The organism is Hylemonella sp. GW821-FHT10B10, from assembly GCF_059415585.1.
Genome location: NZ_JBWKNN010000002.1, coordinates 17,968 through 31,326, shown reverse-complemented (window position 1 = coordinate 31,326; position 13,359 = coordinate 17,968). Strand labels below are relative to the sequence as shown.

Below are 13,359 nucleotides of genomic sequence, written 5' to 3'. Positions count from 1 at the left end.
AGGGCTGCTCATACCTGATGAATCGCCAGGAGCAGGCCTTAGTCCTGCCGGAACAGTTCGTGCACCCGCTTGCGCAGCCAGGTGTGTGCGGGGTCTTTCTGGAAGCGCTGGTGCCAGAACAGGTGCACATCGATGACCGGTGACTTCATCGGCGTGTCGACATAACGCACGTTCCCGTGCTGCACGAAGAACTCCGCCAGGTCGCGTGGTACGGTGGCGATCAGGTCGGACGTCTCGACGATGGGCAGCAGGCTCATGAAGTGCGAGAGCTCCACCACCACGCGTCGCTGTATGCCCTTGGTCTGCAGGAACTGTTCGATCACGTGTTCCCGGCCGTCGGGCTTGACCACCGCGTGCGAGGCCTTGAGGAACTGCGCCAGCGTCAGCTTGCCCTTGCCCAAGGGATGCCCCTTGCGCAGCAGGCAGACGTGCGAGCTGCGGATCAGGCGCTGCTGATAGAAGCCCGCTTTCTGCAGGTCGGGGAAGTAGCCGATGGCAAGTTCGGCTGCACCGGACTCCAGCGCCGAGGCGGCGGCATGGCGAGGCATGGCCAGGGTCTTGAGGTTGATGTGGGGCGCCTGCTCGGCCAGGTGGGCCAGCAGGCGTGGCAGGAAGTTCATCTCGGCGATGTCCGGTGTCAGCAGGGTGTAGACACGCTGGCTGGTGGCCGGGTCGAAGGCCGTGGGCTGCAGGATCTCGGACTGGATGGTCATCACGATGGGCCGGACCACCGCGCCCAGGCTCTCGGCGCGCGGTGTAGGGTTCATCCCTGCGCCGGCACGCACGAACAGCGGGTCGTTGAAGAGCGTGCGCAGCCGGGCCACCGCCGCGCTCATGGCCGGCTGGCTCAGGCCCAGGGCCTCACCGGCCCGTGTGACGTTGCGGTGCTCAAGCATGGCGTCGAACACTACCAGCAGGTTCAGGTCGACCGATCGTATATCCATGTCATGGATTCTATGTATTTATGAAATCGACTAGATAAATACCTGGAGCCTCCCTAGACTCGCCCTCACATTGAAAAATTGATACGCATCAAGGTGCGGGATCGCATACGAGGAGACACCCGGATGGCAACACTCACGCTGGCCCAGGCGCAGCAGATCCTGACTGGCGCCCTGGCGCATTCCAAGTCCGCCGGCTACAAGCCCATGGGCATCGTCGTGCTCGATGAGGCCGGGCATCTCAAGGCCTATGTCCGCGAAGACGGCGCCAGCATGTTCCGCTTCGAAGTCGCCCAGGCCAAGGCCTGGGGCGCGGTGGGCATGGGCGCTTCCAGCCGCCTGCTGGGCCAGCGCGCCAAGGACAACCCCAACTTCTTCGTGTCCCTGGCCGCCACGGCCGGCGGCAAGTTCCTGCCGCAGACCGGCGCCGTGCTCATCAAGAACGCCGCCGGCGAGACCCTGGGCGCCGTGGGCGCCAGCGGCGGTACCGGGGACGAGGACGAGGCCATCTGCATCGCCGGTGTTGAATCTGCCGGCCTGGCTGCGGGCTGAGAGGCCGGCATGATCTGCAACTGCGGCGTGGACGTCCACGCCCACGTGATCCCCGGTGAGTTTCCCGCGTACCTGGGCGGCGCTGCGCCCAGCGGCTGGCCTTCCATGGCGCCCGCGCAGGATTGTCATCACCGCAGTGTGATGATCGACGGCAAGAACTACCGCACCGTCTCCGACAAGAGCTGGACGACTTCGCGCCGCCTCGCGGATTTCGCGGAGATGGGCCTGGCGCTTCAAGCCATCTCGCCCATGCCCGAGCTGCTGTCCTACTGGCTGGCGCCGGCCGTCGGTGCCCAGCTGGTGCGTTACCTCAATGAGCAGATTGCGGGCATGGCGGCCGAGTCGGGCGGCCGGCTCATCGGCCTGGGCGCCGTACCCCTGCAGGACCTGGACCTGGCCATCACCGAGCTCCACTATCTGAAAGAAAAGCTGGGTCTCAAGGGCGTGGAGATCGGCAGCAACATCAATGGTGTGGTCATGGGCGACCCGCGCTGGTTGCCTTTCTTCGAGGCCTGCGCCGCGCTGGACCTGCCGGTCTTTGTGCATGCGCTGCGCCCGGCCGGCATGGACCGACTGGTCGGCCCGCCGCCGCTGCAGCAGGTGTTGGCCTATCCGACCGATGTGGGCCTGGCCGCGGCCTCCGTGCTCACGGGCAATCTGCTCGCCAAGGTACCCGGCCTGCGCCTGGCCTTCAGTCACGGCGGCGGCACGCTGGCCATGCTGTTGCCGCGCCTGCAGCAGGCCATGAACGTTTTCCCCGCGTTGAAAGACAGCTTGTTGAAGTCGCCCACCGAGCAGGCGCGTGAACTCTATTACGACACCCTGGTGTTTGATGCCCCTACGCTGCAACATCTGGCGCGTACCTTCGGCGCTTCGCAACTGATGGTCGGTACCGACTACCCCTTCAATTTTCACGATGCCCGTCCGATAGCGAGCATCCGCGCTGCCGGCTTCGACGAGTCCATCGTCGACCAGCTGGCCCATGCCAATGCCCGGCGCTTCCTGGGGCTGCCCCCCGATACCAGAGGAACCAACACATGACCCATGCCTCTTCCCGCGTGGCCGCCTTGCGCAGCGTGGCCCTGAACGTGCCCGACCTGGCCCAGGCCGAAGCGTTTTATACCGGCACCTGGCACCTCAGCGTGGCCGAACGCACGGCCGACGCCATCTACCTGCGCGGCACCGGCACCGACCACCACCTGCTGGCCCTGCACCAGGCGCCGGGTGCGGCCCGCATCCGCAATGTCACGTTGCGCGCACGCTCGCGCGCCGCATTGGACGACGTCGCGCGGGCGGTGCTCACCGCGGGCGGCCGTGTGCTTGAAGCGGCCGCGCCTGTGCGGGAACCCGGCGGTGGCACGGCCGTGACTGTTGCCGACCCCGATGGCCGCATCTTCCGTCTCGTGCATGGCGACGCCTTGCATGCCGATGCACACGAAACCAAGGACCGCCCTGTGCGCCTGGCCCATGCCGTGCTCAACAGCCACGACGTGGAGGCCACCCGTGCTTTCATGGAGCAGGTCTTCGATTTTTCGCTGTCGGACCGTACCCGCATCATGGCCTTCATGCGCTGTAACAGCGACCACCACAGCATCGCACTGGGGGATACCGACAACGACGCGCTCAATCACATCGCCTTCCTCATGCCGGATCTGGAGTCGGTCATGCGCGGTGGTGGCCGCATGCGCGACGCGGGCTACGGCATCGAGTGGGGCCCTGGCCGTCATGGCCCCGGCGACAACGCCTTCAACTACTTCGTCGGGCCCTTCGACGTGGTCATCGAGTACACGGCCGAAGTCGAGCAGGTGGACGACAGCTACCAGGCCGGTCAGCCCTCCGACTGGACCTGGCCGCCCGGCCGCGTGGACCAGTGGGGCATCTCGCAACCGCCCAGTGCACGCCTCAAGCAGGCGCAAAAGGCCATCGTTTTCGTTTCCTGATTTTTTCTTTAGATATCGCTAGGAGTTTTCATGCGTTTCACCACTTACACCCTGGGCAAGGAGCAACGCCTCGGTGTCGTCGTTGGCAATGAGGTCATCGACCTCAACAAGGCCCAGCCTCAGATCAGCGCCGACCTGCGCACCGCACTGCGCCTGGGCCAGGACCTGGCTGGCGCCGCCAAGGCTGCCATCGCGTCCAATGCACCGCGGCTGCCCCTCGCCAGTGTGCAACTGGCTCCGGTGCTGCCCGAGCCCGGCAAGATAGTCTGCCTGGGCCTGAACTATTACGACCACGCCAAGGAGGGCGGGCGTGAGAAGCCGGTCTACCCCTGGTTCTTCCTGCGCTGCGCATCTTCGCTGCTCGCGCCCAATGCCAAGGCCCTGCGCCCCAGGGTGTCCGAGCGCCTGGACTGGGAGGCCGAGCTGGCCGTGGTGATCGGCAAGACGGTGAAGCACTGCACCATGGACAACGCACTCGACGCGGTCTTTGGCTATTCCGTGTTCAACGACATCTCCGTGCGTGACTACCAGAAGAAGACGCCGCAATGGAGCATAGGCAAGAATTTCGACCGCACCGGCCCCTTTGGCCCCGTGCTGGTCACCGCCGACGAGCTGCCTGCGGGCGCCACCGATCTGCGTATCCAGGCACGCCTGAACGGCCAGATCATGCAGGACGCGAACACCCGCGACATGATCTGGGGCGTTGCCGAAACCATCCAGCTGCTCACCGAGTGCATGACGCTGGAGCCGGGTGACGTCATCGTCATGGGCACGCCAGCCGGCGTGGGCCAGGCCCGCACGCCCCCGGTCTGGATGAAACATGACGACGTGGTCGAGATCGAGATCGAGAACATCGGCGTGCTGCGCAACACCATCGAGAACGAGGTCTGAGCATGGGGAGCGTGAAAGCGGCAACGCCTTTTGACGTTGCCATCGTTGGCTTCGGCCCGTCGGGCGCGGTCGCTGCGGGCCTGCTGGGCGCGCAGGGCATCCGCACTTTTGTGTGCGACAAGCTGCACGAGGTCTACGACAAACCCCGCGCCATCGCGCTGGACCACGAGATCATCCGTCTCTTCCAGCAAATGGGCGTGGCCAAGAAGATCAAGCCTTACCTCGAGCCCTTCACCGATTCGGTCTATTTCGGCGTGGACGGCCAGATCATCAAGCGCATGTCCACCGTGGCGCCGCCTTACCCGCTGGGTCACACGCCTTCGGTCGTGTTCACCCAGCCGCCGGCCGAGCGCATCCTGCGCGAACACGCGGTGTCCTTTCCCTCGGTCACCGTGGCCCTGGGCCAGACGCTGACGCAGATCACGCAGGACGCCAGGCTGGCGACGCTCACGCTCGAAGGCGACGACGGCAAGACCTCCACCGTGCAGGCGCGCTACGTGATCGCCTGTGACGGCGCGTCGAGCACCGTGCGCAGCCAGATCGGCATCACACTCGAAGACCTGGACTTCGATGAGCCCTGGCTCGTTGTGGACGTGCTGGTCAACGAACAAGGCCTGGCCAAGCTGCCCACAACCAGCGTGCAGTACTGCAACCCCGAGCGCCCCAGCACCTACCTGATCTGCCCCGGCAATCATCGCCGCTGGGAAATTTCCATCAACCCCGGCGAAGACCCCAAACAGGTTGCCACCGCGGAGGGCACCTGGAAGCTGCTGGCTCCCTGGCTCACGCCGGCCGACGCCACGCTCTGGCGTCAGGCCAGCTACCGTTTCCACGCCCTGGTGGCCGCCGAATGGCGCAAGGGCCGTGTCTTCGTGGCGGGCGACGCCGCCCACCAGCAGCCGCCTTTCCTGGGCCAGGGCATGTGCCAGGGCGTGCGCGACGTGGCCAACCTTTGCTGGAAGCTGCAAGCCGTCTTGCAGGCCGGTGCGCCAGAGCGCCTGCTCGACAGCTACGGCCCCGAACGCAAGGCCCACGTCATCGACCTCACCACCCGCATCAAGGGCATAGGCCAGATCATCTGCGAGCGCGACCCGGTGCGCGCCCGTGAGCGTGACGCGAAACTGCTGGCCGACTGCGGTGGCGTTGTGCAGCCCACGCCGCGCCAGGACGTGCAGCCCGCGCTGCGCGCCGGCCTGCTGGCGGCTCAAACGCATGCCGCACGCGGCACCATCTTCCCGCAGCCTTGGTTGCAGGCGGGAGCGGGCGAACCCAAACGCATGGACGATGTGCTGGGCAGCGGCTGGCTGCTGGTGCTGGATCGCCACGCCGATGCAGCCTTGTTGCAGCAGGCGCGTGTGCAGGCGCGGCCCGGCCTGACCGTCGTTCAGCTCGGCACCCCCGGCTGCACCGAGACCGAAGGCGTGCTGGCCCGCTGGTTCGAGCGCCAGGGCTGTAGCGCCGCCCTGGTGCGGCCTGACCACTACGTCTACGGCGTGGCGTCCGACGCACAGCAACTTGCAGCACAGCTTGCGTCGCTCGCTGCTTTCTGACATACCCAAGATTCAACAACGACAACCCAACGAGGAGACAGACATGCAACGCAGACACTTCATCCAGGCCAGCCTGCTGGTCACGGCCGTTCCCGCCGCCTGGGCCCAGGGCGGTGCCTGGCCCGACAAGCCCATCAAGTTCATCCTCTCGCAGCCTCCGGGCTCGGGTCCCGACAACGTGGCCCGCCTGCTGGGCGACCGCCTGGCCAAGGGGCTGGGCCAGGCCATCGTCATCGAGAACAAGCCCGGTGGGCAGAACATCATCGGCGCGCAGACCGCCGCACGCTCGCCGGCCGATGGTTACAGCTTCTACTTCGCCACCACGGCGGCCCTGGTCACGAACAAGTACCTGTTCAAGACCATGCCCTATGACCCGGAGAAAGACTTTGTGCCTGTGGCCTTCATCGCCAAGAGCCCCTTTGCCGTCGTCGTGAAGGCCGAGTCGCCCATCACCTCCATGCAGGACCTGATCGCCCGCTCCAAGGCCGATCCCGGCAAGCTGTCGGTCGCCAATGAAGGGCCGCGCACCTTCGGTGGCATCATCGCCCGCGTCATCAATGCGCGTACCAAGATGGAAGGCAACCTGGTGGGTTATGCCTCGGTGGGTGTGGCGGTGCAGAACCTGATCGGCGGACATGCCGACGTGGCCGTGGCCGATGTGGCTTCCACGGCCGCCCTGGTGCGCCAGGGCCGTCTGCGTTACCTCGCCGTCACGGCAGGCAAGCGCGTGGCCGGCTGGGAGCAGGTGCCGGCCCTGTCCGAACTGCTGCCCGGTTTCGAAATGGTGGGCTGGTTTGCAGTGGTCGCGCCTGCGGGCACACCGGCGGCCATCGTCCAGCGCATGAACAAGGAGATCAACACCTTGTTGGCTGACGCCGACATCGCGCAGCGCATGGCCACCATCGGCCCCATCGCCGAGTCCATGGGTGCGCCCGAGCAGACGGGTGCCTTCCTGAACCTGGAGCACCAGCGCTGGACCAGCGCCGCGCAGGAAATCGGCCTGCTGCCGGAATGAGCGAGGCCGCCATGAATAGCCTGCATCGCAGCTTCAAGGTCGGTCTGCTGCTGGTCGCGGCCGGTCTGCTCGGCGCCTGCGCCGGCCTGTCCAGTCCCTCGCCCTACAGCGCCAGCGGCTTCAACCTGGTCTCGCCCGGCCGCCTGGACAACGCCATGCTCACGCAACCCTACGCGGGCAAGAACCCGGCCAACCCTAACTGCGCGGGTGAGAATATCGCGCCGGCATTGAGCTGGGTGCGCGCCCCTGCAGGCACGCGCAGCTTTGCCATCGTGATGGACGACCAGGCCGGGCGCGGCGGCCTGGGCGTGAACCACTGGACGGCCTACGGCATCGCGGCCGACGTGACGGGTCTGGCCGAAGGCGAGGGCAGCGCGCCCGGCAGCAAGCTGGTGATGGGCAAGAACACGCTCGGCATGGCCTACCTGGGTCCCTGCCCGCCGCGCGGCAACGCACCCCAGCACTACGTCTACACCTTGATCGCTACCTCGCTGGCACCCGACGCGCTGCCGCCTGGCCTGAGCAAGGCTGAGCTGATGGAAGCGCTCAAGGGTAAGGCCCTGGGCGCGGCCAGCCTGGTGTTGCGTTACGCGCACTAGGACTCAAACGTCTCCAATGAAAAAGCCCCGCAGGTCGGGGCTTTTTTTCCGCCGCTCACTCATGGGGCGGGCCAGCAAATGCTGTCGACCCGCAGCGCACACCCGGCGTTCGAGCCGGGTAGGCAGCAACGTCGGCCCTGTGGGTCTGTCGTTCGCGCTACGCCCGAGCGAGGGACCAGGTCCCATTCGGCCGAGTGTTCACTTGGACGCCAGCTTGCCCGCCACATGGCGAGAGAAGCTATCGAGGATGGCTTGCCACCCGGTGCGTTGCTGGTCCTCGCTGTGCGTCGGTTCACTGTCGAAGGTCACTTTCACGGTCACTCCAGCCGATCCGTTGCTGAACTCGACCGTGCCGACCCGGTCCCCGAAGGCGTATTCGATCAGCTGGTGCGGCACGATCCTGGTGTACACCCCGGCGAAGTCGAAACCGAACGAGCCATCCTTGGCTTCCATGCGCGACGAGAACTTGCCCCCAGGACGAAGATCGACAAAGGCCACCGTTGTGTGCCAGTCAGGGGACGCCGTGTTCCAGATTTTGATGTCTTCAGGCGACGTGTAGGCGTGCCACACCTCGTGCATCGGAGCGGCAACAACTGTTGAGACGGTGATCTTCATGGGTGACTCCAGAGTGGCGTGGCGTGTTTTTTGATGCCTGACGTTTGAACCAAGCGCGTGCCACATTCAATCCTCGCTTGATTGAATGGCTCTGTAGATTCTAGGGAACACAGGCACCCCGGTATATCCCCCCAAGGGCCATCCAACCTAGCATCCGGCCGATCCCCGGCACGGGGTCGATTTGCCTATCCTTCGCCGGTGGGACAGCCAGACATCAGCTCTCGGGTGGGCGATGTACGGCGTTATGGCGTGTCACGCGTCAGCGCGTCAAACCCAAAACGATTCATGCTGCCGAACATGCCGGTGGCCGGGTGCGGCAGGAAACGCGTGTGGCAGTCCAGCACCGCGGGCAGGCCCGAAGCCACGGCTCGGGCCAGGGCTGGGCCCACATCTTCGGGGCGCTTGACGACTTCACCGTGGCATCCGAAACCGCGCGCGACCGCAGCGTAGTCCGTGCCTTCCAGGCTGGTGCCGAGTTCGAAGTCGAGTTGCTTCTTCTGGCCCGAGCGGATGATGCCCCAGGCCGCGTTGTTGTGGATCACGTTGATCACCGGCAGGCCATAACGACGCGCCGTGTCGAGTTCGTTCAGCGTGAAGCCGAAGGAGCCGTCCCCCGTGATGTTGAGCACCAAACGCTGCGGTGACTGCAGCTTGAGGGCCAGCGCATAAGGCAGGCCGAAACCCAGGTGGCTCATGCCGGGTTCGTGAAAGCGCGTGCGCACCTCGTGCACGGGCGTCAGGTCATTGCTCCAGAAGGTGGTGTGGCCGCCGTCATAGACCGCCAGCGCGTCCACGGGCAGGGCCCGGGCCAGTTCGGTGGCCAGTGCTGCGGGGTGCATGGGCGTTTCGGTTTCGCGCGCCATGGTGGCGAGCCCGGCTTCGTACTGCGCGCGCACGGCGCGCATCTTCGGCAGCCAGGCCGCATCGACTGCGAGTTTGGGTTGAGCACCCAGTTCGGCCTGCAGGTCCTGCAGGGCCAGGCCGGCATCGGCCAGCATGGCCACCTCATGCAGCACCGGCCCGCCCAGGGCGCCGGGGTCGGTATTGATGCTGATCACCTGGTGCGTACGTCGTGCCAGCGGACCGCGTTCGTCCCACATCCAGGACGAGTAGCGGCAGCCGATGGACAGCACCACGTCGGCCTGCTCGAAAGCCTGCTTGACGGCATCGCCTGCGATCAGGCCGCCGTGGCCGATGAAATGGGAGCTGCGGCTCGGTACCACGCCCAGGGCCATCTGCGTGGGCACCACAGGCGCACCCAGCAGGGCGGCGATGCTGCGCACCGCCTGCGCCGCGCCGCTGTGGACCACGCCGCCACCGGCCACGACGAGCGGACGTTGAGCGCTGCGCAGCAACTGCGCCGCCGCACGCACCGTCTCAGCCGCCGGGCGTGAGGCCACGGTGGCGCGGTAGCGCCCGGGCGCGAGATCGAATTCGTCGTCGGCAAAACTGCAGCGCGCGCTCAGCACGTCCTGCGGGATGTCCAGGTGTACCGGCCCGGGCCGTCCACCCAGGGCTTCACGGAAAGCCCGGCGCGCGAGTTCAGGGATGCGCCGCGGGTCCTGCACCACGGCGTTCCACTTGGTCAACGGCGCGAGCACGGCCTGGGTGTCCAGGTCCATGAACATGCCGCTGTGCGGGTACGACGCTGCGCGGTGCTGGTTGGTCGTGATGGCCAGCAGGGGCAGGTTGTTGTTGTAGGCCACACCCATGCCCGAGGCCAGGTTGAGCCCGCCAGGCCCCATCTCGCCCACGGCCACGGCCATGCGGCCCGAACCCGCATGCACCGCGGCGGCCATCATGGGGCCGGCCGCTTCGTGACGTACACCGACGTAGCGGATGCTTTGCTCCAGGGAGATCGCGTGCAGCAGGGGCGCCAGCTTGCCGCCCACGATCCCGAAGGCGTAAGGCACCTGTTCGGCAGCCAGTACGCGCACCAGCGCTTGCGCGCCTGTCAGGGTAATGGTCAAGGGTTCACTCCTCGGCGGTGAAGCCGGTGGTCTTGGCGATGACGGCCCAGCGGTCCAGGTCCGCGCGCATCTGGCTGGCGAATTCTTCCGGCGTGAGCAGCAGGGGCTGCAGGGAGTTCTTCGCCAGCGCTTCGACGAACTCCGGGTCTTTCAGGCTGGCCCGCACCAGCGCGCCGAGCTTGTTCACGGTTTCCATCGGCGTCCTGGCCGGCACGAACCAGCCCAGCCACTCGCGAGCCACGATGTCTGGGTAGCCCAGCTCGACAAGGTTGGGCACATCGGGCAGGAAGGCCGAGCGCGCGGGCCCTGTCACGGCCAGCGACCGCAACTTGCCCGCGCGGATGTGGGGCGCCACTTCCCCGATCACATTGATGGAAATCGGAATCTGCCCGCCCATCACGTCCTGCAGCAGGGGCGCGCCGCCGCGGTAGGCCACGCTGGCGAGTTCCACACCCGAGGCACGGGCCAGCATCATGCCCACGAAGTGCAGGGCCGAGCCGGCGGCGGGCACGCCGTAGTTGGCCAGCTTGGGGTTGGCCTTGCCCCACTTCAGGTAATCGGCCAGGGTCTTCACTTCGGCTGGCAGGCCCGGGCCCGCGGTGATGGAGAACTCGTAGGTCACCGTGGTGCTGACCGGAATGAAGTCACTCACCGGGTTGTAGTTGAGCTTCTTGTAGACGTTGGGGTAAAGCACCATGGGCGCGCTGGGGATCTGCAGGATGGTCAGACCGTCGGGCGCGGCGCGTTTCACATACTCCACCGCAATGCGCCCGCCCGCGCCGACCCTGCTTTCCACCAGCAGATTGGCCGCGTACTTGCCGCGCAGCTTTTCAGCCAGCGGGCGCGCGACGAAGTCCCCCATGCCTCCGGCGGGGAAGCCCGAGATGATGAAGGCGTTGCCCGTGGACTGGGCCAGTGCGGGCAGGCCCAGGGTCGAGGCCAGGGCGCTGGCGGCACTGCGCTGCAGCAGGGAACGACGGTTCAGGGTCATGTCTTGTCTCCTAAGGTGCCGGTGTTTCCGGTCTGGTTCCTACGATACGTCGGCTACCCCGTTCTGGACATGGACGAAAGGGCGGCAGGCCTGTACATTTCCGGCATCCGTTCTCGCCCTGCCTGCAGCCGCACGTCCATGAAACCCGCCGCCCCCCTGCTGATGATCCCGTTTCGCGAAGTCCGGCACGACCAGCCGGACGACGTGTTGCACTACGAACCGATCAAGGTGCGCGGCAAACTGCACCAATGGACGATTCCGGCCCACCGCCACGAAGGTCTGCACCAGTTCCAGCTGCTGGTGCGCGGTGGCATGCAGGCCACGCTGGACGGTGTGCAGCTGGATTTGCAGGCTCCCCTGGCGCTGATGGTCACCCCGGGCGTGGTGCACGGCTTCACCTACCAGCGTGACAGCGTGGGCTATCAGATCACCTTGCCCAGCAGCGCCTTGCGCGCCTCGCTGGCGAGCAACCCGGCCCTGCTGCCGCGCCTGGACCAGCCTGTACTGGTGCCGATGCAGGACTTTGGCGATGAAGACCGCCAGGAATGCGAGGCCCTGTTCCAGCGCCTGGGCGCCGAGTTCGAGCGCAGCCGCCCCGGACGCGCCGAGGCACTGCGCAGCCACGCAGCGCTGCTGGGGCTGTGGTTTCTGCGGCTTGAGGCCGGCACCCGCGCCGCGCTGCGCAGCGAAGCCCTGCGCGACGCCCTGGTGCAGCGCTACCGCAGCCTGCTCGAGCTGCATTTCCGCAAGCACAAGCCCATCAGCTTCTACGCCGGCGCACTCAAGGTCACGGCCGACCACCTGAGCCGCGTGTGTCGCCTCACCACCGGCAGCAGCGCGTTGGACCTGGCACACGAGCGCGTGCTGCTGGAGGCGCGTCGCCTGCTGGCCTACACGCCGGCCAGCGTGGTCGAGGTGGCCCACGAACTCGGCTACGAGGACCCGGCCTACTTCAGCCGCTTCTTCACCAAGCTCGCGGGCCAGGCGCCCAGCACCTACCGCGCAGCCATCGCGCAAGGCATCGCCCTGCTGCCCGACCAGCAGGTCGGCGCATGAACATGGCATGTCCTGACACAGTGCCGCGTTAACATCGGGGCATGAACAAGAAGGAGCAAGGGAGTGCGGCGGCCCTCGCCAGCCCGCGCCTGTCGGTGGCGCTGCTACAGGCCGAGAACCGGCGTCTGCGCGAGCAGCTCGACGACCTCATCACCGAGGCTCGCCTCAACCAGGACAAGCTGCGCCGATTCGACCAGCTCGAGCGCAAGGTCATCGGTGCCTCCTCCCTGGCCGACTTGCTGTCCACCCTGCTGAACGACTACCCCGCGCTGTTCGAACTCGACTGCGTCACCCTGGCCCTGGTAGACGCGCAGTACGAGGCCGCGCGCATCCTGGGCGAGGGCGGCGCTGCCCAGCCCGCTCATCTGCTTCTGTTGCACAGCGATCAGCCCCTGCAGCAGCTTTATGCCGGGGGCACACGGCCCTGGCTGGGTGCACCCACCGAGGCGCATGACTTCCTGTTCGAAGGGCAGGGTGCACCCCTGTCCACGGTGGCCCTGTTGCCCCTGGTGCACCGTGGCGCTTTCATAGGCAGTCTCAACCTGGGTAGCCGTGACGCCGCGCGTTTCGCGGCGCACAGCAGCACCGATTTCCTGGAACGCCTGGCCGCCCTGGTGGCCGTCTGCCTGGACAGCGCCCTGGCCACCGAGCGCCTCAAGCTGGCCGGCCTGACCGACGGCCTGACCGGCGTGCACAACCGCCGTTACTTCGAATCACGCTGTCTGGAAGAGGTGCAGGGCGCGCGCCGCAGCAAACTGCCTCTGGTCTGCCTGCTGCTGGACGTCGACCATTTCAAACGCATCAACGACACGCACGGCCACCCCGCCGGTGATGCCGTGCTGCGTTACGTGGCCCGCCTGATCCGTGCGCAGCTGCGTGGCAGCGACGTGGTGGCCCGCTACGGCGGCGAGGAATTCGTGATGCTCCTGCCGGCCACGCCCATGCCCGCTGCGCTCGAGATCGCCGAGCGCATCCGCCGTGTCATCGCGGCCCAGAGCATGCCGGTGCAGGTGGCCGAGCCGCTGCGCATCACCGTGTCCATCGGCGCGGCCCTGCTGCCGGGCGCGGGTGAGGGAGACGCCGCGGTGTCGGCTGCGGCCCTGGTGCAGCGCGCCGACCAGGCGCTGTACGCCGCCAAGCAGGGCGGACGCAACCGGGTACAGACAGCCGCCTGACCCTCTCAAACGACAAAGGCCGCCTTGTGGGCGGCCTTTGTCAGTACAGCGGTCGGGTCGGCCG

13 protein-coding genes are annotated in these 13,359 nt (G+C 66.7%); 9 read left to right on the top strand and 4 right to left on the bottom strand.

Annotated elements, in window-relative coordinates:
* Positions 1-38: 38 nt before the first annotated feature.
* Positions 39-944: a LysR family transcriptional regulator gene (locus tag AC07NT_RS10280; RefSeq protein WP_498599121.1), complete on the bottom strand. Its 906-nt coding sequence runs from the start codon at positions 942-944 to the stop codon at positions 39-41.
* A 123-nt stretch (positions 945-1,067) separates the two neighbouring features.
* Between AC07NT_RS10280 and AC07NT_RS10275 the strand changes: the two genes are divergently transcribed.
* The 7 genes from AC07NT_RS10275 to AC07NT_RS10245 are packed head-to-tail and all read left to right on the top strand — an operon-like array spanning position 1,068 to position 7,488.
* On the top strand, positions 1,068-1,493 hold the full coding sequence (locus AC07NT_RS10275) for a GlcG/HbpS family heme-binding protein (RefSeq protein WP_498599122.1): 426 nt from the start codon (positions 1,068-1,070) through the stop codon (positions 1,491-1,493).
* Between the two features lie 9 nt (positions 1,494-1,502).
* The gene (locus AC07NT_RS10270; RefSeq protein WP_498599123.1) at positions 1,503-2,534 is read left to right on the top strand and encodes an amidohydrolase family protein; all 1,032 of its coding nucleotides are present in this window, start codon (positions 1,503-1,505) and stop codon (positions 2,532-2,534) included.
* Positions 2,531-3,433 (top strand): VOC family protein, encoded by a 903-nt coding sequence (locus tag AC07NT_RS10265; protein ID WP_498599124.1) that lies wholly within the window; start codon positions 2,531-2,533, stop codon positions 3,431-3,433. The genes AC07NT_RS10270 and AC07NT_RS10265 overlap by 4 nt, the downstream gene beginning before the upstream one ends.
* Positions 3,434-3,463: 30 nt before the next feature.
* Positions 3,464-4,324 carry a fumarylacetoacetate hydrolase family protein gene (locus AC07NT_RS10260; RefSeq protein WP_498599125.1) on the top strand — a complete coding sequence of 287 codons (861 nt, stop codon included), beginning with the start codon at positions 3,464-3,466 and terminating at the stop codon, positions 4,322-4,324.
* Between the two features lie 2 nt (positions 4,325-4,326).
* The gene (locus AC07NT_RS10255) at positions 4,327-5,874 is read left to right on the top strand and encodes a bifunctional 3-(3-hydroxy-phenyl)propionate/3-hydroxycinnamic acid hydroxylase (RefSeq protein WP_498599126.1); all 1,548 of its coding nucleotides are present in this window, start codon (positions 4,327-4,329) and stop codon (positions 5,872-5,874) included.
* A gap of 43 nt (positions 5,875-5,917) precedes the next feature.
* Entirely contained in the window at positions 5,918-6,889 is a 972-nt protein-coding gene (locus AC07NT_RS10250) for a Bug family tripartite tricarboxylate transporter substrate binding protein (protein ID WP_498599127.1), read from the top strand.
* An 11-nt stretch (positions 6,890-6,900) separates the two neighbouring features.
* The gene (locus AC07NT_RS10245) at positions 6,901-7,488 is read left to right on the top strand and encodes a YbhB/YbcL family Raf kinase inhibitor-like protein (protein WP_498599128.1); all 588 of its coding nucleotides are present in this window, start codon (positions 6,901-6,903) and stop codon (positions 7,486-7,488) included.
* A 198-nt stretch (positions 7,489-7,686) separates the two neighbouring features.
* Here AC07NT_RS10245 and AC07NT_RS10240 read toward each other — a convergent pair whose 3' ends face one another.
* From AC07NT_RS10240 to AC07NT_RS10230, 3 genes are all read right to left on the bottom strand, one after another.
* The gene (locus AC07NT_RS10240) at positions 7,687-8,103 is read right to left on the bottom strand and encodes an SRPBCC domain-containing protein (protein ID WP_498599129.1); all 417 of its coding nucleotides are present in this window, start codon (positions 8,101-8,103) and stop codon (positions 7,687-7,689) included.
* A 242-nt stretch (positions 8,104-8,345) separates the two neighbouring features.
* Complete coding sequence (locus AC07NT_RS10235) at positions 8,346-10,073, bottom strand: thiamine pyrophosphate-binding protein (RefSeq protein ID WP_498599130.1); 1,728 nt, start codon at positions 10,071-10,073, stop codon at positions 8,346-8,348.
* Positions 10,074-10,077: 4 nt separating this feature from the next.
* Positions 10,078-11,064 carry a Bug family tripartite tricarboxylate transporter substrate binding protein gene (locus AC07NT_RS10230; RefSeq protein WP_498599131.1) on the bottom strand — a complete coding sequence of 329 codons (987 nt, stop codon included), beginning with the start codon at positions 11,062-11,064 and terminating at the stop codon, positions 10,078-10,080.
* Positions 11,065-11,202: 138 nt separating this feature from the next.
* On the opposite strand from AC07NT_RS10230, the gene AC07NT_RS10225 reads away from it, so the two are divergent.
* Together AC07NT_RS10225 and AC07NT_RS10220 are read left to right on the top strand one after the other, a co-directional pair.
* Positions 11,203-12,120 carry a helix-turn-helix domain-containing protein gene (locus tag AC07NT_RS10225; RefSeq protein WP_498599132.1) on the top strand — a complete coding sequence of 306 codons (918 nt, stop codon included), beginning with the start codon at positions 11,203-11,205 and terminating at the stop codon, positions 12,118-12,120.
* A 41-nt stretch (positions 12,121-12,161) separates the two neighbouring features.
* Entirely contained in the window at positions 12,162-13,295 is a 1,134-nt protein-coding gene (locus AC07NT_RS10220) for a GGDEF domain-containing protein (RefSeq protein WP_498599133.1), read from the top strand.
* Positions 13,296-13,359 lie beyond the last annotated feature (64 nt).